This is a genomic window from Mycobacterium tuberculosis complex sp. N0072 (genome assembly GCF_030323725.1).
Lineage (GTDB): Bacteria > Actinomycetota > Actinomycetes > Mycobacteriales > Mycobacteriaceae > Mycobacterium > Mycobacterium tuberculosis.
The window spans coordinates 2989645-3012393 of the sequence record NZ_CP040689.1; the positions used below are offsets into that span (position 1 = coordinate 2989645).

The window sequence follows — 22749 nt, forward strand, 5'->3', positions numbered from 1 at the left end:
CCAGCAAAAGTCAATCGAAGGAAATGACGCAATGACCTCTTCTCATCTTATCGACACCGAGCAGCTTCTGGCTGACCAACTCGCACAGGCGAGCCCGGATCTGCTGCGCGGGCTGCTCTCGACGTTCATCGCCGCCTTGATGGGGGCTGAAGCCGACGCCCTGTGCGGGGCGGGCTACCGCGAACGCAGCGATGAGCGGTCCAATCAGCGCAACGGCTACCGCCACCGTGATTTCGACACCCGTGCCGCAACCATCGACGTCGCGATCCCCAAGCTGCGCCAGGGCAGCTATTTCCCGGACTGGCTGCTGCAGCGCCGCAAGCGAGCTGAACGCGCACTGACCAGCGTGGTGGCGACCTGCTACCTGCTGGGAGTATCCACTCGCCGGATGGAGCGCCTGGTCGAAACACTTGGTGTGACAAAGCTTTCCAAGTCGCAAGTGTCGATCATGGCCAAAGAGCTCGACGAAGCCGTAGAGGCGTTTCGGACCCGCCCGCTCGATGCCGGCCCGTATACCTTCCTCGCCGCCGACGCCCTGGTGCTCAAGGTGCGCGAGGCAGGCCGCGTCGTCGGAGTGCACACCTTGATCGCCACCGGCGTCAACGCCGAGGGCTACCGAGAGATCCTGGGCATCCAGGTCACCTCCGCCGAGGACGGGGCCGGCTGGCTGGCGTTCTTCCGCGACCTGGTCGCCCGCGGCCTGTCCGGGGTCGCGCTGGTCACCAGCGACGCCCACGCCGGCCTGGTGGCCGCGATCGGCGCCACCCTGCCCGCAGCGGCCTGGCAGCGCTGCAGAACCCACTACGCAGCCAATCACGGTCGACACAATGCATAACGTCAACCTACTGTTGACGTCATGCCGGAGCCCACACCCACCGCCTACCCCGTCCGCCTCGACGAGCTCATCAACGCCATCAAACGGGTGCACAGCGACGTGTTGGACCAACTCAGCGACGCCGTCCTGGCCGCCGAGCATCTCGGCGAAATCGCCGATCACTTAATCGGCCACTTCGTCGATCAGGCCCGCCGCTCGGGCGCCTCCTGGTCCGATATCGGCAAGAGCATGGGCGTCACCAAACAGGCCGCGCAAAAGCGGTTCGTCCCCCGAGCCGAAGCCACCACACTGGATTCAAACCAGGGCTTCAGGCGTTTCACGCCGCGGGCCCGCAACGCCGTGGTCGCGGCCCAAAACGCCGCGCACGGAGCCGCCAGCAGCGAGATCACCCCCGATCACCTGTTGTTGGGAGTGCTCACTGACCCGGCCGCACTGGCCACGGCGTTGCTTCAGCAGCAGGAGATCGACATCGCAACCCTGCGTACGGCGGTCACGCTCCCCCCGGCAGTCACCGAGCCGCCTCAGCCGATCCCGTTCAGCGGCCCGGCGCGCAAGGTCCTCGAGCTCACCTTCCGCGAGGCGCTTCGGCTGGGCCACAACTACATCGGGACCGAACACCTGCTGCTGGCACTGCTAGAACTCGAGGACGGGGATGGGCCGTTGCATCGATCCGGCGTCGACAAGAGCCGCGCCGAGGCCGACCTGATCACCACGCTCGCATCGCTCACCGGCGCCAACGCTGCCGGCGCAACCGATGCCGGCGCAACCGATGCCGGCTGAGGCGAGCGACCCCTCCCCTTCGCGGCGCCGCGTGTGCAATCATGCGAAGGTCCCCCACCGGGAGCCGAGGAGGCACAGATGCGCCGCTGGCTGATCGTCCTCGCTACGCTGCTCGTCGCCGCCGCGGGCGTTGCGGCCGCCAACGACGTGCCCCGTGCGTGGGCCGGCGACGCGCCGATCGGCCACATCGGCGACACGCTGCGTGTGGACACCGGCACCTACGTCGCCGACGTCACCGTCAGCAGCGTCGTACCGGTCGATCCGCCGCCGGGATTTGGCTATACCCGCAGCGGCGTCCCGGTCAAAAGCTTCCCCGACAGCTCAGTGACCCGCGCCGACGTGACGGTCCGCGCGGTCCGGGTGCCCAACTCCTTCATCTTGGCCACCAATTTCAGCTTCACCGGAGTAACGCCGTTTGCCGACGCGTACAAGCCGCGGCCGTGCGACGCATCCGATTGGCTCGACGCCGCGTTGGGCAACGCGCCACAGGGCTCGATCGTTCGCGGCGGGGTGTACTGGGACGCCTACCGCGACCCGGTGTCGGTTGTCGTGCTGCTGGACAAGAAAACCGGCCAGCACCTCGCACAGTGGAACCTTTGACCTGCGCCTCGAGATCGCCACGGCCGACGTGACCGACGCCGACGAGTTGGCCGCCGTCGCCGCACGCACCTTCCCGCTGGCGTGCCCACCAGCGGTCGCCCCGGAGCACATCGCGTCGTTCGTCGACGCCAACCTGTCGTCGGCCCGGTTCGCCGAGTATCTGACCGATCCGCGGCGCGCCATCCTCACCGCCCGCCATGACGGCCGAATTGTCGGTTACGCCATGCTCATTCGCGGTGACGACCGGGACGTGGAGCTGTCCAAGCTGTACCTGCTGCCGGGTTATCATGGCACCGGAGCCGCTGCGGCATTGATGCACAAGGTGCTGGCTACCGCCGCCGACTGGGGCGCGCTCCGGGTGTGGCTGGGTGTCAACCAGAAAAACCAACGCGCACAACGCTTCTACGCGAAGACTGGTTTCAAGATCAACGGCACCAGGACGTTTCGACTGGGAGCCCACCACGAGAATGACTACGTCATGGTTCGCGAGCTTGTATGACCCCCGCCGTCAGGGCCAGCAGGCGAGATGTGGCCCGCAGGTACTTCTTTCGGTATCCACCGGCCAGCATTTCCTCGCTGAAGATGGTGTCCAGCTTAGCGCCGGACGCCACCACCGGAATGCCGGCGTCATAGAGCCGATCAACGAGCGCCACCAACCGCAGCGCAACGTTCTGGTCGTCGATGCCGTGCACGCCGGTCAGAAACACCGCGGTCACACCTTCGATCAGGGTCAGATATCGCGACGGATGCATGGTGGCCAGGTGCGCGCACAGCGCGTCGAAGTCGTCAAGGGTCGCCCCCTCAACACGTGCGGCACGCGCGGCCACCTCCTCGTCGGACAGCGGCGCCGGTGCCGGCGGCAGATCACGGTGTCGGTAGTCCGGACCCTCGATCCTCACCGTGGTGAAAATGCTTGCCAGGGTGTTGATCTCGCGTAGAAAGTCCTGGGCGGCGAAGCGGCCCTCGCCGAGCTGTTCGGGCAGTGTGTTGGAGGTGGCGGCCACCGAAGCCCCCCGCTCGACCAGAGCCGAAAGCAGCCGGGAGATCAGCGTGGTGTTGCCCGGATCGTCCAGCTCGAACTCGTCGATACATAAAGCGGTGTAATTGGCCAACAGATCGATACAGTCGGCGAAGCCGAACACACCGGCCAGCTGGGTCAGCTCACCGAACGTCGCGAATGCCTTTGGACATGTCGGCGCGTCCGGGCCGGTTCCAGGCAGCTGGTAGTAGGCAGAGGCCAGCAGGTGCGTCTTGCCTACCCCGAACCCACCGTCCAGGTACAGCCCCACACCGGGCAACACGTCGCGCTTGCCGAACCATTTCTTGCGGCCTGCACGCCGCTCGACGGCCTGCCGGCAAAAGTCCTGGCACGCCACGACGGCGGCCGCCTGGGTGGGTTCAACCGGGTCAGGTCGATACGTCGCGAAGCTCACCTCGGCGAACGTCGGAGGCGGCCGCAGTTGGGCGATCAGCCGCACCGGAGACACGGTCGGATGCCTGTCCACCAGGTGGTCCACCGAACCGCAAGCTTCGGAGGCAGACCCGTGCATGGTGGCACTGTAGCGACGTGCTGCAATCAAGGTCATGCCCGACTCTGGTCAGCTCGGAGCCGCTGACACCCCGCTAAGGCTGCTCAGCTCGGTGCATTACCTCACCGACGGCGAACTCCCCCAGCTTTACGACTATCCGGATGACGGCACCTGGTTGCGGGCGAACTTCATCAGCAGCTTGGACGGCGGCGCTACCGTCGATGGCACCAGCGGGGCGATGGCCGGGCCCGGCGACCGATTCGTCTTCAACCTGTTGCGTGAACTTGCCGACGTCATCGTGGTCGGCGTGGGCACCGTGCGCATTGAGGGCTACTCCGGCGTCCGGATGGGTGTCGTCCAGCGCCAGCACCGGCAGGCCCGAGGCCAAAGCGAAGTTCCGCAACTGGCAATCGTCACCAGGTCCGGTCGCCTTGACCGTGACATGGCGGTATTCACCCGGACCGAGATGGCACCGTTGGTGCTCACCACCACGGCGGTCGCCGATGACACGCGCCAGCGGCTCGCGGGCCTCGCCGAGGTGATCGCGTGCTCCGGCGACGATCCGGGCACGGTCGATGAGGCAGTGCTCGTGTCCCAGCTCGCGGCTCGCGGTCTGCGCCGGATCCTTACCGAAGGCGGGCCGACGTTGCTCGGGACATTCGTCGAGCGTGACGTGCTCGACGAGCTGTGTCTGACGATCGCCCCCTACGTCGTCGGCGGCCTGGCGCGCCGCATAGTGACGGGACCCGGGCAGGTGCTGACCCGGATGCGCTGTGCCCATGTCCTCACCGACGACTCCGGCTACCTGTACACCCGCTACGTCAAGACCTGAAACAGCTGGACGTGAATGCCCGCCTCCTCACCGACCCACTACGCGGCCCGCATCGTCGCCGGGTGAATGGCTACTGTGGTCGGCATGAGTCGGCCCATGACGTCAACCGCGATGTTGGTCGCGCTGACCTGCTCGGCGACAGTGCTGGCCGCATGCGTCCCGGCGTTCGGCGCCGACCCGCGGTTCGCGACCTACTCGGGCGCAGGACCGCAAGGCGCAGCCACCACGACACCACCGCCGGCTGGCCCACCACCGCTCGCCGCACCCAAGAACGACTTGTCGTGGCACGACTGCACGTCACGAGTGTACTCGAATGCTGGGATCCCAGCAGCGCCCGGCGTCAAGCTGGAATGCGCAAGCTATGACACCGACCTCGACCCGCTCGTCGGCGGGTCCACAGCGGTAAGCATCGGCGTAGTGCGCGCGCGCTCCAACCAGACCCCGAGCGACGCAGGACCCCTGGTGTTCACCACCGGCTCCGACCTACCCTCGTCGACGCAGTTGCCGGTCTGGCTGGCACACGCGGGCATCGATGTGCTCCGCAGCCACCCCATTGTCGCCGTCGACCGCCGCGGCATGGGCATGTCGAGCCCAATCGACTGCCGCGATCACTTTGACCGCGACGAGATGCGTGATCAGGCGCAATTCCAGGCTGGCGACGATCCGGTGGCCAACCTTTCCGACATCTCCAACACCGCCACCACCGACTGCACCGACGCCATCGCGCCAGGCGAGTCCGCCTACGACAACACCCACGCCGCCTCGGATATCGAGCGCTTACGCAAACTCTGGGACGTCCCTGCCCTCGCCTTCGTCGGCATTGGCAACGGCACCCAAGTGGCGCTGGCCTACGCAGCATCGCGTCCCGACAACGTCGCCAGACTGATCCTCGACTCCCCAATCGCGTTGGGGGTCTCTGCCGAAGCCGCCGCCGAGCAACAGGTCCAGGGCCAACAGGCGGCGCTGGACGCATTCGCTGCGCAATGTGTCGCGGTGAACTGCGCGCTGGGCTCCGATCCGAAAGGCGCGGTCAGCGCGCTGCTGTCGGCCGCCCGGTCCGGTGATGGGCCCGGCGGCGCGTCGGTGGCGGCTGTCGCCAACGCCGTCGCCACCGCGTTGGGCTTCCCCGACAGTGGCCGGGTCGATAGCACCACGAAATTGGCCGACGCGCTGGCCGCGGCCCGCTCCGGGGACATGAACTTGCTGTCCGCCCTGATCAACCGCGCCGATACCACCCGGGATACGGACGGTCAGTTCATCAGCTCGTGCAGCGATGCGGTCAACCGCCCGACACCGGACCGGGTGCGCGAGCTGGTGGTGGCTTGGGGGAAGCTCTACCCGCAGTTCGGCGCCGTCGCGGCGCTCAACCTGGTGAAATGCGTGCACTGGCCCAGCAGTTCGCCGCCGCAGCCACCGAAAGACCTCAAGGTCGACGTGCTGTTGCTCGGTGTGCAAAACGACCCGATCGTGGGCAACGAAGGGGTCGCCGCGACCGCCGCCACGGCCATCAACGCCAACGCCGCCAGCAAGCGGGTGATGTGGCAAGGTATTGGCCACGGCGCCAGCATCTACTCGTCCTGCGCGGTGCCGCCACTCGTCGCCTACCTGGACACTGGCAAGCTGCCTGACACCGACACCTATTGCCCCGCCTGATATTCGGGGCGGGCGGGACGCGGTGTACGGTGCGCTGGTGACGGCAGCTGACTCCATCCGAACCGGCCTAGGCGCATCCTTGTTGGCCGGATTCCGTCCGCGCACCGGCGCCCCGAGCACCGCGACGATCCTGCGGTCGGCGCTCTGGCCGGCCGCCGTCCTGTCGGTGCTGCACCGCAGCATCGTATTGACGACCAACGGCAACATCACCGACGATTTCAAGCCGGTCTACCGCGCGGTGCTGAACTTCCGGCGCGGATGGGACATCTATAACGAGCACTTCGACTACGTCGACCCGCACTACCTGTATCCCCCCGGTGGCACCCTGCTGATGGCGCCGTTCGGCTACCTGCCCTTCGCCCCGTCGCGCTATCTGTTTATCTCGATCAACACCGCGGCCATCCTGGTCGCCGCTTACCTGCTGCTGCGGATGTTCAACTTCACGCTGACCTCGGTGGCCGCACCCGCCCTGATTCTGGCCATGTTTGCTACCGAGACCGTGACCAACACGCTGGTGTTCACCAACATCAACGGCTGCATCCTGCTGTTGGAGGTGCTCTTTCTGAGATGGCTGTTGGACGGCCGAGCCAGTCGTCAGTGGTGCGGCGGCCTGGCGATCGGGCTGACCCTGGTTCTCAAACCCCTGCTCGGTCCGCTGTTGTTGCTGCCGCTGCTGAACCGCCAGTGGCGGGCTCTGGTGGCCGCCGTCGTCGTTCCCGTCGTCGTCAACGTGGCCGCGCTGCCGCTGGTCAGTGACCCGATGAGCTTCTTCACCCGCACGCTGCCCTACATCTTGGGCACCCGGGACTACTTCAACAGCTCGATCTTGGGCAACGGCGTCTACTTCGGGCTGCCCACCTGGCTGATCCTGTTCCTGCGGATCCTGTTCACCGCGATCACCTTCGGCGCATTGTGGCTGTTGTACCGCTACTACCGCACCGGTGACCCGCTGTTTTGGTTCACCACCTCGTCGGGTGTGCTGCTGCTGTGGTCGTGGCTGGTGATGTCGCTGGCCCAGGGCTACTACTCGATGATGCTGTTCCCGTTCCTGATGACCGTTGTGCTGCCCAACTCGGTGATCCGCAACTGGCCGGCGTGGCTGGGAGTCTACGGCTTCATGACGTTGGATCGCTGGCTGCTGTTCAACTGGATGAGATGGGGCCGCGCGCTGGAATACCTCAAGATCACCTACGGTTGGTCGTTGCTGTTGATCGTGACGTTTACCGTGCTCTATTTCCGCTATCTGGACGCCAAGGCGGACAACCGGCTGGACGGCGGTATCGATCCAGCCTGGCTGACGCCCGAGCGGGAGGGCCAGCGGTGATCGCAAGCGCGGCGAGCCGGGCGCAGCGGGTCACCGCCATCGGGACTAGCGGTGATCGCAAGCGCGGCGAGCCGGGCGCAGCGGGTCACCGCCATCGGGACTAGCGGTGATCGCAAGCGCGGCGAGCCGGGCGCAGCGGGTCACCGCCATCGGGACTAGCGTGGACCCATGACGCGCCCAAAGCTAGAACTGTCCGACGACGAGTGGCGTCAGACGCTCACCCCGCAGGAATTCCATGTGCTACGTCGCGCCGGGACCGAGCGGCCCTTCACCGGTGAATACACCGACACCACAACAGCGGGCATCTACCAGTGCCGGGCCTGTGGCGCCGAATTGTTCCGCAGCACCGAGAAATTCGAGTCGCATTGCGGCTGGCCGTCGTTCTTCGACCCGAAAAGCTCCGATGCGGTGACCCTGCGCCCTGACCACTCGTTGGGGATGACGCGTACCGAGGTGCTGTGCGCGAACTGCGACAGCCACCTGGGCCACGTGTTCGCCGGCGAGGGGTATCCCACGCCAACCGACAAGCGCTATTGCATCAACTCCATTTCGCTGCGCCTGGTCCCCGGTAGCGTGTAGCGCCGAGATTGACGTTTTGCAGACGCCCTCTCGCACTTTCACTGCAAAACGTCAGTCTCGGTGAAAGTCAGTCCACCCGGGTGGCGTGCACTTCCCAGAACGGGGCATGTACGCGGCCGCCCACCAGCCACGGCTTAATCGCCCGGAACCGCTCCAGCACGCACCGCACTTGATCGGCCATATCGGGATTGCGCGCGGCCATCAGCTCTAGGGCCTCGACGCTCAAGTTGACCTGGTAGGTGGTCGTCCCCAGGTAGGTGATCTCCCAACCGCCGACCGGAAGCACCTGGCGAAAATCGTCCTCGGACAACGACCGCGGCATGCTGAACCCGTTGACGTTGTGCTCGCCGAATTCGAACATGTACAGCCGTGCACCCGGCTTGCTGGCCCGGCGCAGCGCCCGCACATAGCACCTTTGCAGCTCGGGCGCGGTGCTGAAGGTGTGGTAGAAGGCGCAATCGACGACGGTGTCGAACCGGCCGTCCAGCCCGTCGAGCGTGGTGGCGTCGCCGACCTGGAAGTTCACCGACACCCCCGCCTTACGCGCGTTGTCCCGAGCCCGCTCGATGGCCGCGACCGACCCGTCGATCCCGGTGGCCGCATATCCCTTGGCGGCGTAGTAGATCGCGTGGTGCCCGGGCCCGGTGCCCGGGTCGAGCACCTCACCTCGGATCGCGCCCAACGCAACCAGCTGTTGAACCACCGGCTGGGGACCCCCGATGTCCCATGGCGTGGCGGCCGGCAACCCGTGGGCGACCCGATCATCGCGATACATCTCCTCGAACCGGGTGGGATCGGCAGGATCGAACTGGGCCGTCATGGCAGCGAGTGCACCAACTGCTCCACCGGCACTCGCGGACCGGTGAAAAACGGTGTCTCCGCGCGGGTATGGCGGCGCGCGTCGGTGGCGCGCAGCTCACGCATTAGGTCGACGATGCGGTCCAGCTCGGGCGCCTCGAACGCCAGGATCCATTCGTAGTCGCCCAGCGCGAACGCCGGCACCGTGTTGGCCCGGACGTCCTTGTATCCGCGGGCGGCCATGCCGTGTTCGGCGAGCATGCGGCGACGTTCCTCGTCGGGCAGCAAGTACCACTCGTAAGACCGCACAAACGGATAGACGCAGATGTAGGCGCCGGGCTCCTCGCCGGCCAGAAACGCCGGGATATGACTTTTGTTGAACTCCGCCGGCCGGTGCAGGCCCACACCGCTCCACACCGGCGTGCATGCCCGCCCCAGCGTGGTGGTGCGCCGGAAGTCTGCGTAGGTGGCCTGCAGGGCCTCGACACGTTCGGCGTGGGTCCAGACCATGAAATCGGCGTCGGCCCGCAGGCCCGCGACGTCGTAGAGGCCGCGCACCACAACCCCGCGCTCTTCCTGCTGTTTGAAAAACGTGGACGCGTCGTCGATGATCGCGTCACGCTGGTCACCGAGCGCACCGGGACTCACCAAGAACACTGAGAACATCAGGTAGCGCAGCGTCGCATTCAACGCGTCATAGTCAAGACGGGCCATGGCATCTATCGTGCCACCTGCGCATCTAAGGCCTCGATGACGCTGGTGACGGCCCGGCCCGCCGCGCCGACGCAGGCCGGCACGCCGATCCCGTCGAGGTAGCTGCCCGCAACGGCCAGCGTCGGTGGCAGGCCGGCGCGCAGCTCGGCGACCACATCGGCATGGCCGGGACCGTACTGCGGCATCGCCTCGATCCAGCGCCGGACCCGAACGTCGACCGGGTCGACGGCCACACCGAACACCGTGACCAAGTCGTCCGCTGCCCAGGCCAGGAGTTGGTCGTCGGAGGCCGTCAGGGCCGGTTCGTCGCCGAACCGACCGAACGACAGCCGCAACAGCGCGACGTCGCCGCGCTGACCCCATTTGCGCGACGACAATGTGATCGCCTTGGCATGCGGTGACTCGTCGCCGGCCACCAGCACGCCGGAACAGTGCGGAAACGCGGTGCCGCCGGGCACCGCCAGCGCCACCACCGCCGACGACGCGCTCACGATCTGCCGGGCGGCGGCATGTGTGCGCGGCGCGATGCCATCGACGAGGCGCGCCAACCGCGGCGCCGGAACCGCCAGGATGACGGCGTCGGCCTGCCAGCGGCCGCCGGTTTCGTCGCGCAGCACCCAGCCGCGTTCGAGCTGGACCACCCTGGCCCGCACCCAGTGCACCCGGCTGCGCCGGACGAGCCCGTCGAGCAGCACCTGATACCCGCCGTCCAGCGCGCCGAACACCGGCCCGCCGCTTCCCGGCGGCAGCGCCTGCCGGACCGCGTCGGTCACACTGGTCGCCCCGCGATCCAGGGCCGCGGCCACGCTCGGGGCGGCCGCGCGCAGCCCGATCGTCGCCGCCGAGCCCGCGTATACCCCGCTTAACAGCGGGTCCACCGACCGGGCCACGACTCGGTCGCCGAACCGGTCAGCCACCAAGTCGGCCACCGCGGGATCGCTGCCCACCTGCCAGGTGAACGGACGAGCGGCTTCGGCGTCGATCCGCGCCAGGGTTGCGTCGTCGACCAGCCCCGCCATGGAGCCCGCCGACGACGGGATCCCGACGACCGTCTGCGGCGGCAGCGGGTGCAAGCGCTGCTGGCTGTAGATGAGCGGCCGCGCGCCGGTGCTGGCGAGTTGGCGGTCCGACAGGCCCAGCTCGGCCAAAAGCGCCGGCATCTCGGGCCTACGCAGCACGAACGCCTCCGCGCCGAGGTCCATTGGCTGTCCGCCGATATGCTCGGTGCGCAATACCCCGCCGAGCCTATCGGCCGGTTCGAACAAGGTGATGGTCGCGTCATCGCCGACAGCCTGCCGCAGCCGGTACGCCGAGGTCAATCCCGAAATCCCGCCTCCTACAACACAATACGAGCGGGGAGTCATAGCGAGTGTACGAGCGAGACCAGGTCGGCCAGCACCGCGGGATCGCTTTCTGGCAGCACCCCGTGGCCGAGGTTGAAGATATGGCCGGCCGCACCGGCGTCGACGGCGCGGCGTCCGTCGTCGACAACGGCACGTGCGGCACGTTCCACCGCCGGCCAGCCCGCCAGGACCACCGCCGGATCGAGGTTGCCCTGCAACGCCGTGCCGGGCACCACCCGGGCGGCGGCGTCGGTCAGCGGGGTCCGCCAGTCCACGCCGACGACGGCCCCTCGGCCTGGCCGCTCCCCGGCTGTCACGGCCTCCGACATCGCGCCCAGCAATTCGGCGGTCCCAACCCCGAAGTGCGTCATCGGCACGCCATGCTCGCCCAGCGCAGCGAACACCCGGGCGCTGTGCGGCAACACGTACTGGCGGTAGTCGATCGGCGAGAGCGCCCCGGCCCAGGAGTCGAATACCTGGATGGCGTCCACCCCCGCGTCGATTTGGCCGACCAGAAACGCGATGGTGAGGTCGGTCAGCTTGGCCATCAGCGCGTGCCAGCTCGCCGGCTCGGCCAACATCATCGCCTTGACGTGGGCGTGATGGCGGCTCGGTCCGCCCTCCACGAGGTAGGAGGCCAGCGTGAACGGCGCGCCGGCGAAACCGATCAGCGGCACGTCGCCAAGCTCAGCGACCAACAACGAAGCCGCCACCAATACCGGTTGAATCGCTTGTGGATCAAGTGGTTTCATGGCGGCGACATCGGCGGCGGTGCGCACCGGGTCCGCGATCACCGGCCCAACGTCGGCGACGATGTCCAAATCCACGCCGGCCGCCCGTAGCGGCACCACGATGTCGGAGAACAGGATGGCCGCGTCGACGTCGTAGCGGCGTATCGGCTGCAGGGTAATCTCACAGGCCACGTCCGGTTCGAAACAGGCCGCCAGCATGCTGTACCGCTCGCGCAGCGCCCGGTATTCGGGCAACGAGCGCCCGGCCTGCCGCATGAACCACACCGGCACCCGGCTGGGCTTGCGGCCGGTGACGGCGGCCAGATACGGCGACTGCGGAAGGTCGCGACGGGTACTCATCGAACTCAATGCTGCCACGACCGCCACCCCGCACCTGCGTAACATCGACCCAATGCCAGTTACCTACGACGACTTCCCCAGCCTGCGCTGCGAAATCCACGACCAACCTGGTCACGAAGGCGTGCTGGAGCTGGTGCTGGACTCCCCCGGGCTGAACTCGGTCGGGCCGCACATGCACCGCGACCTTGCCGACATCTGGCCGGTGATCGATCGCGACCCGGCCGTGCGCGTGGTCTTGGTCCGCGGTGAAGGCAAGGCCTTTTCCTCCGGCGGCAGTTTCGACCTGATCGCCGAAACCATCGGCGACTACCAGGGCCGGCTGCGCATCATGCGCGAGGCCCGCGACCTGGTGCTCAACCTGGTCAACTTCGACAAGCCGGTGGTGTCGGCGATTCGGGGCCCGGCCGTCGGTGCGGGTCTGGTTGTCGCGCTGCTCGCCGACATTTCGGTGGCGGGCCGCGCCGCGAAGATCATCGATGGGCACACCAAACTCGGGGTCGCCGCGGGGGATCACGCGGCGATCTGCTGGCCCCTGCTGGTCGGCATGGCCAAGGCCAAGTACTACCTGCTGACCTGCGAGCCGCTGTCCGGGGAGGAGGCCGAACGCATCGGTCTGGTCTCCATCTGCGTCGACGACGACGATGTGCTCCCCACCGCAACACGCCTGGCGGAGCGGCTCGCCGCTGGCGCGCAAAACGCCATCCGCTGGACCAAACGCAGCCTCAATCACTGGTATCGCATGTTCGGTCCCGCCTTCGAAACGTCGCTCGGGCTGGAGTTCATCGGGTTCGGTGGTCCCGACGTCCGGGAAGGCCTGGCCGCGCACCGCGAAAAGCGCCCCGCGCGGTTCGGCGCCGACCCCGATCCCGGCGCCGGCAGCTGAGCACAGTTCGGCGCGCCTGTGCACACGTGTCGGCGGATAGGTCTACCGTCGAAATCTGTGACCTCCGCCGGCGACGATGCAGAGCGCAGCGATGAGGAGGAGCGGCGCTTGACCTCCGCCGGCGACGATGCAGAGCGCAGCGATGAGGAGGAGCGGCGCTTGACCTCCGCCGAGCCGGCCCTATTCCGCGAGGCAGTAGCGGCGATGAACGCTGTCACCGTGCGGCCGGAAATCGAACTCGGCCCTATCCGACCGCCGCAGCGGCTAGCTCCGTACAGCTATGCGCTGGGAGCCGAGATCAAGCATCCCGAACTCGACGTCATTCCGGAGCGTTCCGAGGGCGACGCCTTCGGCCGGCTGATCATGCTGTATGACCCGGACGGCTCCGATGCATGGGACGGCACTATTCGCCTGGTCGCCTATGTCCAGGCCGACCTGGACTCGAGTGAAGCCGTCGACCCCCTGCTGCCCGAGGTGGCATGGAGTTGGCTGGTGGACGCGCTGACAGCGCGCACCGACCAGGTGAGGGCCCTGGGCGGCACTGTCACCGCCACCACATCGGTGCGATACGGCGACATCTCCGGGCCGCCGCGCGCTCACCAGCTGGAGCTACGGGCGTCATGGACGGCGACCACCCCCGATCTGGGCGCCCATGTCCAGGCGTTCTGCGACGTCCTGGAGCACGCGGCCGGCCTGCCGCCAGCCGGGGTCACCGACCTGGGCTCGCGGTCACGCGCCTGACATGTGCCCCGAGCCGTCTCACGCGGGAGCTGCTGAGTCCGAAGGCACGGAATCGGAACCCACCCCCTTGCTCCGGCCCGCCGGTGGGATACCGGATCTGTGTGTGACCGTCGGTGAAATCGCCGCTGCCGCAGAACTACTGGACCGCGGGCGCGGACCGTTCGCGGTAGACGCTGAGCGGGCGTCGGGTTTCCGCTACTCCGGCCGCGCCTACCTGATTCAGATCCGGCGGGCCGAGGCCGGCACCGTACTGATCGACCCGGTCAGCCACGGCGGTGACCCGTTGACCGTGCTGGCGCCGGTCGCCGAGGTGCTCAGCACCAACGAGTGGATCCTGCACTCCGCCGATCAGGATCTGCCCTGTCTCGCCGAGGTCGGTATGCGACCGCCAGCGCTATACGACACCGAGCTTGCCGGGCGCCTGGCCGGGTTCGATCGAGTGAACCTGGCGGCCATGGTCGAGCGGTTACTTGGACTGGGATTGACCAAGGGCCACGGCGCGGCCGACTGGTCCAAGCGCCCGCTACCCTCGGCCTGGCTGAACTACGCGGCGTTGGACGTGGAACTGCTCATCGAACTACGCGCGGCGATCTCGCGGGTGCTGGCCGAGCAAGGCAAAACCGATTGGGCTGCGCAGGAATTCGAGCACCTGCGGTCGTTCGAATCAAGGCCACCCCCAGCGGCCGCCCGGCAGGACCGCTGGCGACGAACCTCGGGTATCCACAAAGTGCATGACCGGCGGGGGCTGGCCGCGGTCCGCGAATTGTGGACAGCGCGTGACCGAATCGCCCAGCGCCGCGACATCGCGCCCCGCCGGATCTTGCCGGACTCGGCCATTATCGATGCCGCCATCGCCGACCCAAAGTCAGTCGACGACCTTGTCGCGTTACCGGTGTTCGGCGGACGCAACCAACGTCGCAGCGCGGCTGTGTGGTGGGCGGCACTGGCAGCCGCACGCGAAAGCCCAGATCCGCCGGAGATCGCCGAACCGGCAAACGGGCCGCCGCCGCCGGGGCGGTGGGTCAGACGGAAACCGGCAGCCGCCGCACGGCTGGATGCGGCGCGCGCGGCGCTGACGGAGGTGTCGCAACGGGTGCGGGTACCGACCGAGAACCTGGTCTCACCTGATCTGGTGCGACGGCTGTGTTGGGAATGGGAGGACATCTCGCAGAGTTCTCCAGACCCGATTGCCGCTGTCGAGGCGTACCTGCGCACCGGCCAGGCACGGGCCTGGCAGCTCGAACTAGTGGTCCCCATCCTGACCGCGGCGTTGACAGGGGCTCCGGACGCCGGCGCCCAGGGCGATGATGGCTCTTAGTCGAGATGTTCTGGAATCGCGTCGGACGCACACACCCCGGTACCCAGCGCGGCGACCCAGCCGGTGATCCGCCGGGCCACGTCCTGGTCGGTAAGCCCCAGATCGGCCAGCACCTCGCTTCGAGACGCGTGCTCGTAGAACTCCTGCGGCAACCCGACATCGCGGCAGGGCACGTCGATCTCCGCGCGCCGCAGCGCGGCCGACACCGCTGACCCCGCCCCACCGTTGACCCCGTTGTCCTCTAGCGTGACGAGCAGCTTGTGCTGCACCGCCAGTTCGCGCACACCGTCAGACACCGGCAACACCCAGCGCGGGTCGATCACCGTCACACCGATCCCCTGGTTGTGCAGCCGCTTGGCCACCGCCAACGCCATCGGTGCGAACGCGCCGATGGCCACCAACAGGACGTCGTGGTTCAAACCATCGGCGGGCGCCGCCAGCACATCCACGCCTCCACGCCGCTCCAAAGCCGAAATATCTTCTCCCACATCACCTTTGGGGAACCGTAACGCCGTCGGGCCGTCGTCGACGTCGAGCGCCTCGCCGAGTTCTTCACGCAACCGGGTGGCGTCTCTGGGCGCTGCCACCCGGATGCCGGGCACGATACCCAGCATCGACAAGTCCCACATTCCGTTGTGGCTGGCGCCGTCGCTACCGGTGATCCCGGCACGGTCCAGCACCATGGTGACCGGCAGCTTGTGCAGCGCCACATCCATCATGATCTGGTCGAACGCCCGGTTCAGGAACGTCGAGTAGATCGCCACCACGGGGTGCAGCCCACCCATCGCCAACCCGGCCGCCGACGTCATCGCGTGTTGCTCGGCGATCCCGACGTCGAACAATCGATCCGGGAAGCGCTGCCCGAACGCGGTCAGCCCGGTGGGGCCCGGCATGGCCGCGGTAATGGCCACGATGTCACGGCGTTTCTGGGCGTAGCCGATAAGTGCATCAGAGAAGGTCGCCGTCCAGCCTGGGCCGGCCACCTTGGTGGCTTGTCCGGTGGCCGGATCGATCGGGACCGTGGAATGCATCTGCTCGGCCTGGTCGGCCTCGGCCGGCGGGTAGCCCATGCCCTTGCGGGTGACGACGTGCACGATCACCGGTGCACCGAAGCGCCGCGCGCTGCGCAGCGCGACCTCCACCGCCCGCTCGTCATGGCCGTCGACCGGGCCGACGTACTTCAACCCGAGGTCGGTGAACAGCAACTGCGGCGACAGCGAGTCCTTGATGCCGGCCTTGACGCTGTGCAGGAATCGAAACCACAGACCGCCGACAAGCGGCACCGCGCGCACCAGGTCGCGGCCCGTCTCCAGCGCCTGCTCGTAGGCCGGCTGCAGCCGCAGCGTGGCCAGATGGTCGGCGACGCCCCCGATTGTGGGCGCGTAGCTGCGCCCATTGTCGTTGACCACGATAATCACCGGCCGGCGGGATGCGGCGATATTGTTCAGCGCCTCCCAGCACATACCGCCGGTGAGCGCACCGTCACCGACCACCGCGACCACATGCCGGTTGCGGTGTCCGGTCAACTCGAACGCCTTGGCCAACCCGTCCGCGTACGACAGCGCCGCGCTGGCGTGGCTCGACTCCACCCAGTCGTGCTCGCTCTCGGCACGAGACGGATACCCCGACAACCCGCCCTTCTTACGCAGGGTTGCGAAGTCCTGGCTGCGTCCGGTCAACATCTTGTGGACGTAGGCCTGGTGACCGGTGTCGAAGATGATCGGATCGTGCGGCGAGTCGAATACCCGGTGCAGCGCCAAGGTGAGTTCCACCACTCCCAGGTTCGGCCCCAGATGCCCCCCCGTGGCGGCAACCTTGTGGATCAGGAACTCACGGATCTCGGCGGCCAGCTCCCGAAGCTGCGCCTGGGAAAGGTGCTGCAGATCAGCGGGCCCGCGGATCTGTTGCAGCATTTCGCTAGTGTACGCAGCAACCCCCCCATTGGCCCAGCATGCGGCCGCCGATCAAAAGGGCCGAACCACTTTGATAGCGTCGGTGGCCGGCGCGCCGGGAAGCCTGGTCGGCGACTCATTGTCATCCAACTCCGGAGTTCGATATGAAGGTAAACATCGACCCAACCGCGCCCACCTTTGCGACGTATCGTCGGGATATGCGTGCCGAGCAAATGGCGGAGGACTATCCCGTCGTAAGCATCGATTCCGACGCGCTGGATGCTGCCCGCATGCTCGCAGAGCATCGTCTGCCTGGACTATTGGTCACCGCCGGAGCGGGCAAACAGTATGCGGTACTCCCTGCCTCACAGGTCGTGCGCTTCATCGTGCCCCGCTATGTGCAAGACGATCCCTCACTGGCCGGTGTGCTCAACGAATCGACGGCCGACCGGTGCGCCGAGAGATTGAGCGGCAAAAAGGTCCGCGACGTGTTGCCTGACCACCTGGTCGAGGTTCCCCCGGCTAACGCCGACGACACCATCATCGAGGTGGCCGCGGTGATGGCACGGCTGCGCAGCCCATTGCTCGCGGTGGTCAAAGACGGCTCGCTGCTCGGGGTGGTCACCGCATCGCGCCTGCTTGCTGCGGCACTGAAGACTTGACCTCGTGAGCGTCGTCGCGGTCACCATCTTCGTGGCGGCCTACGTTCTGATTGCCAGCGATCGCGTCAACAAGACGATGGTGGCGCTGACCGGCGCGGCGGCCGTGGTCGTCCTACCAGTGATCACATCCCACGACATCTTCTATTCCCACGACACCGGAATCGACTGGGACGTCATTTTCTTGTTGGTGGGCATGATGATCATCGTCGGAGTGCTGCGGCAGACGGGGGTGTTCGAATACACCGCGATCTGGGCCGCCAAGCGCGCCCGCGGCTCGCCGCTACGCATCATGATCCTGCTGGTATTGGTGAGCGCGTTGGCGTCAGCCTTGCTGGATAACGTCACCACGGTGTTGTTGATCGCGCCGGTCACGCTATTGGTGTGCGACCGGTTAAACATCAACACGACGTCGTTCCTGATGGCCGAAGTCTTCGCCTCCAACATTGGTGGCGCCGCGACGTTGGTGGGTGACCCGCCGAACATCATCGTGGCCAGCCGGGCGGGATTGACGTTCAACGACTTCATGCTGCACTTGACACCGCTGGTAGTCATTGTGCTGATCGCCCTCATCGCTGTGCTGCCCCGCCTGTTCGGCTCGATCACGGTCGAAGCCGATCGAATTGCCGATGTCATGGCGCTCGACGAGGGTGAAGCCATCCGCGACCGCGGACTGCTGGTCAAATGTGGCGCCGTGCTGGTGCTGGTGTTCGCGGCCTTCGTCGCCCATCCGGTGCTGCACATCCAGCCTTCTCTAGTGGCGCTGCTGGGCGCTGGGATGCTGATCGTGGTCTCGGGTCTGACGCGATCCGAGTATCTATCCAGCGTCGAGTGGGACACGCTGCTGTTTTTCGCCGGGCTGTTCATTATGGTCGGAGCGCTGGTCAAGACCGGTGTCGTCAACGATCTCGCGCGGGCAGCGACCCAGCTGACCGGCGGCAATATTGTGGCCACCGCGTTCCTAATCCTCGGCGTCTCCGCCCCGATCTCGGGAATTATCGACAACATTCCCTACGTCGCCACGATGACGCCCCTCGTCGCGGAGCTAGTCGCGGTCATGGGGGGTCAACCCAGCACCGACACCCCCTGGTGGGCGCTGGCCCTGGGTGCCGACTTCGGCGGCAACCTGACCGCAATCGGCGCCAGCGCGAACGTCGTCATGCTCGGAATCGCCCGGCGCGCAGGAGCTCCCATCTCGTTCTGGGAGTTCACCCGCAAAGGGGCGGTGGTCACGGCCGTCTCGATCGCGCTCGCGGCGATCTACCTGTGGTTGCGGTACTTCGTGTTGTTGCACTGACCATCTGTATTGCCGACAGACCTGTAGCACCAGACGACGCCGCGATGAGCGGCCTACGAGAAGATTCGGAGGATGGCCGATGAGCATCATCGCCATCACGGTGTTCGTAGCCGGCTATGCACTTATCGCAAGCGACCGAGTCAGCAAGACCCGGGTGGCACTGACGTGCGCGGCGATCATGGTCGGCGCCGGGATCGTCGGATCGGACGACGTGTTCTACTCGCACGAAGCCGGAATCGATTGGGACGTCATCTTTCTGCTCTTGGGCATGATGATCATCGTCAGCGTGCTTCGGCACACCGGCGTCTTCGAATACGTCGCGATTTGGGCCGTCAAACGCGCAAACGCCGCGCCGTTGCGCATCATGATCCTGCTGGTGCTGGTGACCGCGCTGGGGTCGGCCCTGCTGGACAACGTCACCACGGTGTTGTTGATCGCGCCGGTGACGCTACTGGTATGTGATCGACTGGGGGTCAATTCCACGCCGTTTTTGGTGGCCGAAGTCTTCGCGTCCAATGTCGGCGGCGCGGCCACGCTGGTCGGCGACCCGCCGAACATCATCATCGCCAGCCGGGCGGGACTGACGTTCAACGACTTCCTGATCCACATGGCCCCGGCCGTGCTCGTCGTCATGATCGCCCTGATCGGTCTGCTGCCCTGGCTGCTGGGCTCCGTCACTGCCGAGCCCGACCGAGTTGCCGACGTGCTGTCGCTCAACGAGCGCGAAGCCATCCACGATCGCGGGCTGCTCATCAAGTGCGGTGTCGTCTTGGTGCTGGTGTTTGCGGCCTTCATCGCTCATCCGGTGCTGCACATCCAGCCGTCTCTGGTGGCGCTGCTGGGCGCCGGTGTGCTCGTACGGTTCTCGGGGCTGGAGCGATCCGACTACCTGTCCAGCGTCGAGTGGGACACCCTGCTGTTCTTCGCCGGGCTGTTCGTCATGGTGGGGGCCCTGGTGAAGACCGGTGTCGTCGAGCAACTGGCGCGGGCAGCAACCGAGCTGACCGGCGGCAACGAGTTACTCACAGTCGGTTTGATTCTCGGCATCTCGGCACCGGTGTCCGGCATCATCGACAACATCCCCTACGTCGCCACGATGACGCCCATCGTGACCGAACTGGTCGCCGCGATGCCGGGCCACGTCCACCCCGACACGTTCTGGTGGGCACTGGCGCTAAGCGCCGACTTCGGCGGCAACCTGACCGCCGTGGGAGCCAGCGCCAATGTCGTCATGCTCGGAATCGCCCGGCGCTCGGGCACTCCCATCTCGTTCTGGAAGTTCACCCGCAAGGGCGCGGTGGTGACCGCGGTCTCGCTCGTGTTGTCGGCGGTCTACCTGTGGCTGCGGTACTTCGTGTTCGGCTAAGCGCCAACGCTCACGCGTGCTTAGCGCGAAAGCGCCGAAACAGCACCCAGACGATGGCCAGGTTGTAGACGGCACCCCCGACGAGATACGGCCACCAGGTGCCGTGATCGCTGGCGACCCAAAATGCCTTGGCAGCCCAGTACGGTGGTAAGACGCCGAACGCGAGGTTCCAGTTGGAACTGATGAACCACGGCAGGCAGGGCAGCCCGGCGATGAGCATGCCCAGCGCACGGACCATCGCCAGGCCCTGAATCTTGTTGTTCGCCACCGCAAGAATCAGCAGCAGCGTGACCACCGCCGACAGGCCGGCCACCAGTCCGATGGGAATCAGTGAAGACACCAGGCCCGGTTCGAGGATCCCGCTGCACGACATCGTCGCGACGACGTAGATGGTGGTCACCACCATCACGGTGGCCGCACGATAGCCGAAAAAGACCGACAGCGGCACCGGGGTTACTCGCAGCGCCGTCATCGTGCCCGCGTCTACGTCGTCCAGCACCAAGAACGCGGCCAGCGCACCGGCGACGATGATGCTGGTCAACAACAGGAACGCGGTGAGGATCAGTGGGTAGTATCCGACCAGGTCGAATCCATAACGCCGCGCCAGCATCTCGGTGAACAGCGGCGTGAGCAGCGCGACTCCGGTGGTCCAGATGACCGGTGCGATGACGAGCATGACCAGCAGCGGATCGCGGTAGGTGCCTCGAATGTCGTTGCGGCCGAACGCGGCCAACGCCCGTGGGCCCGCAAGGCTCGATATCGCTCTCACAGCACACCCGATCTTTGCACGACATAACGGCCGAATAGCGCCTTGGCCGCCCGGCACAATCCCGCCGCACACACGATTGGGTAGACCACCGCATACCCGACCTGCCAGGGCGCCAAGCTCACCTGATCGAACGCCGCGCCGAGCAAGAGCAGCGGCCCCTGGGTGGGGATGAGGTAAAGCACCGGGTTGGGCCACAGGCCGGAGTAGTGCACCACCGGCGGCGCCAGCATGATCGCGAGCGGGATGACCGCCGCCAGGAACCAATCGGTCACCGAGGCGAACGGCAACGAGGAACTGAAGCCGACCAGCAGCATCAGCAGTGTGCCCAGCACGATGCCGGCCACCAGCGGCAGCAGGTGGTAACCAAGCCCGTGAACGATGGTGGCCACGACAACCGCAACGAACAGCGAGATCGCCAGCAGCACAGTTAGTTTGGCAGCCAGGTACTCCCAGAACCGCAGCGGCGTCGAGACGATCGCGCCGATCGTGCGCTCCTGCTTCTCGAAGAACACGGTCCCGCCGACGAAGAAGAACCCGATGATCGCGATATCACCCACCAGGACATAGGGTTCGGCGACCGGGCGCAGGCTGACCGGCATCGGCAGCAGCACTGCCAGCCAAATCAGTCCGGAGAAAACGGCGGCATGCAAGAACTTCTGCCGCACCTGTAGCGTCAGCTCGAGCCGCAGCGCAGGCACCAACCGGGTCATGTCAGCTGCCTGCCGGTGACCTCGACGAAGACATCGTCGAGGCTGGCCTCGCGGCTATGAATGGTCTCGACGTGGTGGTTTCGCAGCACGGAGTGGAACGCCGGGTCGTCGGCAAGGCCGTCCATGCCGAACTCGGCGGTCTCGAGTCCCCCGCCGTCGCCCCGGTATTCCACCCGCACCCGCCGCCGGCTGCGAGCGATCTTCAGTTCGGTGGGACTGTCCAGTGCGACGATCCTGCCGTCGACGACGAACGCCACCCGGTCGCACAGCTCGTCGGCGGTGGCCATGTCGTGCGTGGTGAGAAAGATCGTGCGGCCGCGCGCCTTCAGGTCCACGATGATGTCCTTGATCTTGCGGGCGTTCACCGGGTCCAGCCCGGAGGTGGGCTCGTCGAGGAACAGCAGCTCCGGGTCGTTGATCAGCGACCTGGCGAAGGTCAGCCGCATCTGCATGCCCTTGGAGTACTTGCCCACTAGGGTGTGGGCGTCATCGGCCAGGCCGACGGCGGCCAGCAGCTGCATCGGGTCGGCCGTCGCGCCGGCGTACAGCGAGGCGAAGAAGCGCAGGTTCTCATACCCGGTGAGCTTTTGGTAGTGGTTGGGCAGCTCGAAGGAGACCCCGATGCGCTCGTAGTAATCGGGTCCCCACTCGGCCGGCTCTTTGTCCCACACCGTGGCCTGGCCGCCGTGGTCGCGCAGCAGCCCGATGAGAAGCTTCTGGGTGGTGGACTTGCCCGCGCCGCTGGGACCTAGAAGCCCGAAGATTTCGCCGCGGCCGACGGTGAACTCCATGCCACGCACCGCCGGCTCGGCCGCCTTTGGGTAGCGGAAGGTGAGCCCGCGCACGCGGATCACCTCGGTTCCCACACGCGCCGATGCCACAGCACGGTTGAGCGCCGTCATGATTGGCTCCGTTCCCTTTCGGGCGAGCGCGGTGCGCCGGCTCATCCAAGTAACCAGAAAGTCACCGCGCCAATGCTGATACCTGGTTCCGACCAGTCTTCCCGGAGCGCCAACCCAAGACTACTAGCTGCGCT

22 protein-coding genes and 1 pseudogene are annotated in these 22749 nt (G+C 66.6%); 14 read left to right on the plus strand and 9 right to left on the minus strand.

Annotated features, from left to right (window positions below; all coding sequences use genetic code 11):
* Window positions 1–31 precede the first annotated feature (31 nt).
* The 4 genes and pseudogenes from FF952_RS14095 to FF952_RS14110 all read left to right on the plus strand — a co-directional run.
* Window positions 32–814 (plus strand): annotated as a pseudogene (locus FF952_RS14095) (IS256-like element IS1081 family transposase); the annotation flags it as partial.
* Between the two features lie 42 nt (window positions 815–856).
* Window positions 857–1615: a Clp protease N-terminal domain-containing protein gene (locus FF952_RS14100; RefSeq protein ID WP_003413845.1), complete on the plus strand. Its 759-nt coding sequence runs from the start codon at window positions 857–859 to the stop codon at window positions 1613–1615.
* Between the two features lie 78 nt (window positions 1616–1693).
* Window positions 1694–2215 carry a hypothetical protein gene (locus tag FF952_RS14105; RefSeq protein WP_003413846.1) on the plus strand — a complete coding sequence of 174 codons (522 nt, stop codon included), beginning with the start codon at window positions 1694–1696 and terminating at the stop codon, window positions 2213–2215.
* A 28-nt stretch (window positions 2216–2243) separates the two neighbouring features.
* The gene (locus FF952_RS14110; protein WP_003413852.1) at window positions 2244–2714 is read left to right on the plus strand and encodes a GNAT family N-acetyltransferase; all 471 of its coding nucleotides are present in this window, start codon (window positions 2244–2246) and stop codon (window positions 2712–2714) included.
* Here FF952_RS14110 and zapE read toward each other — a convergent pair.
* A complete protein-coding gene (gene zapE / locus FF952_RS14115; protein ID WP_031680799.1) occupies window positions 2692–3801 on the minus strand; it encodes a cell division protein ZapE in 1110 nt (369 codons plus the stop codon). The two genes, FF952_RS14110 and zapE, sit on opposite strands and share 23 nt — an antisense overlap.
* On the opposite strand from zapE, the gene ribD reads away from it, so the two are divergent.
* The 4 genes from ribD to msrB all read left to right on the plus strand — a co-directional run bounded on the left by ribD (window position 3800) and on the right by msrB (window position 8132).
* Window positions 3800–4576 (plus strand): bifunctional diaminohydroxyphosphoribosylaminopyrimidine deaminase/5-amino-6-(5-phosphoribosylamino)uracil reductase, encoded by a 777-nt coding sequence (gene ribD, locus FF952_RS14120; RefSeq protein ID WP_003413854.1) that lies wholly within the window; start codon window positions 3800–3802, stop codon window positions 4574–4576. The two genes, zapE and ribD, sit on opposite strands and share 2 nt — an antisense overlap.
* Before the next feature lie 66 nt (window positions 4577–4642).
* Window positions 4643–6229 (plus strand): alpha/beta hydrolase, encoded by a 1587-nt coding sequence (locus tag FF952_RS14125; protein WP_003413857.1) that lies wholly within the window; start codon window positions 4643–4645, stop codon window positions 6227–6229.
* A 22-nt stretch (window positions 6230–6251) separates the two neighbouring features.
* Entirely contained in the window at window positions 6252–7553 is a 1302-nt protein-coding gene (gene aftC / locus FF952_RS14130; protein WP_003413860.1) for an arabinofuranan 3-O-arabinosyltransferase, read from the plus strand.
* Between the two features lie 168 nt (window positions 7554–7721).
* On the plus strand, window positions 7722–8132 hold the full coding sequence (gene msrB, locus FF952_RS14135; RefSeq protein ID WP_003904902.1) for a peptide-methionine (R)-S-oxide reductase MsrB: 411 nt from the start codon (window positions 7722–7724) through the stop codon (window positions 8130–8132).
* 67 nt (window positions 8133–8199) lie between these two features.
* Here the strand turns inward: msrB and FF952_RS14140 are convergent, their stop codons facing one another.
* From FF952_RS14140 to hemE, 4 genes are read right to left on the minus strand one after another with little or no spacing between them, the layout of a single operon-like run.
* On the minus strand, window positions 8200–8952 hold the full coding sequence (locus FF952_RS14140) for a class I SAM-dependent methyltransferase (protein WP_003413866.1): 753 nt from the start codon (window positions 8950–8952) through the stop codon (window positions 8200–8202).
* Window positions 8949–9644 (minus strand): hydrogen peroxide-dependent heme synthase, encoded by a 696-nt coding sequence (gene hemQ / locus FF952_RS14145; RefSeq protein WP_003903993.1) that lies wholly within the window; start codon window positions 9642–9644, stop codon window positions 8949–8951. The genes FF952_RS14140 and hemQ overlap by 4 nt, the downstream gene beginning before the upstream one ends.
* Before the next feature lie 5 nt (window positions 9645–9649).
* Entirely contained in the window at window positions 9650–11008 is a 1359-nt protein-coding gene (locus FF952_RS14150) for a protoporphyrinogen oxidase (protein ID WP_003903994.1), read from the minus strand.
* Window positions 11005–12078: a uroporphyrinogen decarboxylase gene (gene hemE / locus FF952_RS14155; RefSeq protein WP_003413873.1), complete on the minus strand. Its 1074-nt coding sequence runs from the start codon at window positions 12076–12078 to the stop codon at window positions 11005–11007. Before hemE ends, FF952_RS14150 begins: the two co-directional genes overlap by 4 nt.
* Window positions 12079–12130: 52 nt before the next feature.
* Here hemE and FF952_RS14160 point away from each other — a divergent pair, with 52 nt between their 5' ends.
* The 3 genes from FF952_RS14160 (at window position 12131) to FF952_RS14170 (ending at window position 15020) form a co-directional block, all read left to right on the plus strand.
* On the plus strand, window positions 12131–12961 hold the full coding sequence (locus tag FF952_RS14160; protein ID WP_003413876.1) for an enoyl-CoA hydratase/isomerase family protein: 831 nt from the start codon (window positions 12131–12133) through the stop codon (window positions 12959–12961).
* A gap of 108 nt (window positions 12962–13069) precedes the next feature.
* Window positions 13070–13702, plus strand: coding sequence for a DUF3000 domain-containing protein (locus tag FF952_RS14165; RefSeq protein ID WP_003413879.1), 633 nt, complete (start codon window positions 13070–13072; stop codon window positions 13700–13702).
* 1 nt (window position 13703) lies between these two features.
* Window positions 13704–15020 carry a ribonuclease D gene (locus FF952_RS14170; RefSeq protein ID WP_003413889.1) on the plus strand — a complete coding sequence of 439 codons (1317 nt, stop codon included), beginning with the start codon at window positions 13704–13706 and terminating at the stop codon, window positions 15018–15020.
* Here the strand turns inward: FF952_RS14170 and dxs are convergent.
* Entirely contained in the window at window positions 15017–16933 is a 1917-nt protein-coding gene (dxs, locus tag FF952_RS14175; RefSeq protein ID WP_003413891.1) for a 1-deoxy-D-xylulose-5-phosphate synthase, read from the minus strand. The genes FF952_RS14170 and dxs overlap by 4 nt on opposite strands.
* A 197-nt stretch (window positions 16934–17130) precedes the next feature.
* On the opposite strand from dxs, the gene FF952_RS14180 reads away from it, so the two are divergent.
* The 3 genes from FF952_RS14180 (at window position 17131) to FF952_RS14190 (ending at window position 20234) form a co-directional block, all read left to right on the plus strand.
* Complete coding sequence (locus FF952_RS14180; RefSeq protein WP_031652363.1) at window positions 17131–17574, plus strand: CBS domain-containing protein; 444 nt, start codon at window positions 17131–17133, stop codon at window positions 17572–17574.
* A 4-nt stretch (window positions 17575–17578) separates the two neighbouring features.
* Entirely contained in the window at window positions 17579–18868 is a 1290-nt protein-coding gene (locus tag FF952_RS14185) for an ArsB/NhaD family transporter (protein ID WP_003413894.1), read from the plus strand.
* 79 nt (window positions 18869–18947) lie between these two features.
* Window positions 18948–20234, plus strand: a complete 1287-nt coding sequence (locus FF952_RS14190) for an ArsB/NhaD family transporter (RefSeq protein WP_003901451.1) — start codon at window positions 18948–18950, stop codon at window positions 20232–20234.
* A 10-nt stretch (window positions 20235–20244) separates the two neighbouring features.
* Here FF952_RS14190 and FF952_RS14195 read toward each other — a convergent pair whose 3' ends face one another.
* The 3 genes from FF952_RS14195 to FF952_RS14205 are packed head-to-tail and all read right to left on the minus strand — an operon-like array spanning window position 20245 to window position 22615.
* Window positions 20245–21003: a fluoroquinolones efflux ABC transporter permease gene (locus FF952_RS14195; protein WP_003413897.1), complete on the minus strand. Its 759-nt coding sequence runs from the start codon at window positions 21001–21003 to the stop codon at window positions 20245–20247.
* Entirely contained in the window at window positions 21000–21713 is a 714-nt protein-coding gene (locus FF952_RS14200; RefSeq protein ID WP_003413912.1) for a fluoroquinolone export ABC transporter permease subunit, read from the minus strand. Before FF952_RS14200 ends, FF952_RS14195 begins: the two co-directional genes overlap by 4 nt.
* Entirely contained in the window at window positions 21710–22615 is a 906-nt protein-coding gene (locus tag FF952_RS14205; protein WP_003413913.1) for an ABC transporter ATP-binding protein, read from the minus strand. The genes FF952_RS14200 and FF952_RS14205 overlap by 4 nt, the downstream gene beginning before the upstream one ends.
* Window positions 22616–22749 lie beyond the last annotated feature (134 nt).

What these genes read in the sequence shown, in the direction of transcription:
- FF952_RS14100 (WP_003413845.1), top strand. Translation starts at nt 857, where the DNA reads ATGCCGGAGCCCACACCCACCGCCTACCCCGTCCGCCTCGACGAGCTC.
- FF952_RS14105 (WP_003413846.1), top strand. Translation starts at nt 1,694, where the DNA reads ATGCGCCGCTGGCTGATCGTCCTCGCTACGCTGCTCGTCGCCGCCGCG.
- ribD (WP_003413854.1), top strand. Translation starts at nt 3,800, where the DNA reads ATGCCCGACTCTGGTCAGCTCGGAGCCGCTGACACCCCGCTAAGGCTG.
- zapE (WP_031680799.1), bottom strand. Translation starts at nt 3,801, where the DNA reads ATGACCTTGATTGCAGCACGTCGCTACAGTGCCACCATGCACGGGTCT.
- FF952_RS14125 (WP_003413857.1), top strand. Translation starts at nt 4,643, where the DNA reads ATGGCTACTGTGGTCGGCATGAGTCGGCCCATGACGTCAACCGCGATG.
- msrB (WP_003904902.1), top strand. Translation starts at nt 7,722, where the DNA reads ATGACGCGCCCAAAGCTAGAACTGTCCGACGACGAGTGGCGTCAGACG.
- FF952_RS14140 (WP_003413866.1), bottom strand. Translation starts at nt 8,952, where the DNA reads ATGACGGCCCAGTTCGATCCTGCCGATCCCACCCGGTTCGAGGAGATG.
- hemQ (WP_003903993.1), bottom strand. Translation starts at nt 9,644, where the DNA reads ATGGCCCGTCTTGACTATGACGCGTTGAATGCGACGCTGCGCTACCTG.
- FF952_RS14150 (WP_003903994.1), bottom strand. Translation starts at nt 11,008, where the DNA reads ATGACTCCCCGCTCGTATTGTGTTGTAGGAGGCGGGATTTCGGGATTG.
- hemE (WP_003413873.1), bottom strand. Translation starts at nt 12,078, where the DNA reads ATGAGTACCCGTCGCGACCTTCCGCAGTCGCCGTATCTGGCCGCCGTC.
- FF952_RS14160 (WP_003413876.1), top strand. Translation starts at nt 12,131, where the DNA reads ATGCCAGTTACCTACGACGACTTCCCCAGCCTGCGCTGCGAAATCCAC.
- FF952_RS14170 (WP_003413889.1), top strand. Translation starts at nt 13,704, where the DNA reads ATGTGCCCCGAGCCGTCTCACGCGGGAGCTGCTGAGTCCGAAGGCACG.
- dxs (WP_003413891.1), bottom strand. Translation starts at nt 16,933, where the DNA reads ATGCTGCAACAGATCCGCGGGCCCGCTGATCTGCAGCACCTTTCCCAG.
- FF952_RS14180 (WP_031652363.1), top strand. Translation starts at nt 17,131, where the DNA reads ATGCGTGCCGAGCAAATGGCGGAGGACTATCCCGTCGTAAGCATCGAT.
- FF952_RS14190 (WP_003901451.1), top strand. Translation starts at nt 18,948, where the DNA reads ATGAGCATCATCGCCATCACGGTGTTCGTAGCCGGCTATGCACTTATC.
- FF952_RS14200 (WP_003413912.1), bottom strand. Translation starts at nt 21,713, where the DNA reads ATGACCCGGTTGGTGCCTGCGCTGCGGCTCGAGCTGACGCTACAGGTG.
- FF952_RS14205 (WP_003413913.1), bottom strand. Translation starts at nt 22,615, where the DNA reads ATGACGGCGCTCAACCGTGCTGTGGCATCGGCGCGTGTGGGAACCGAG.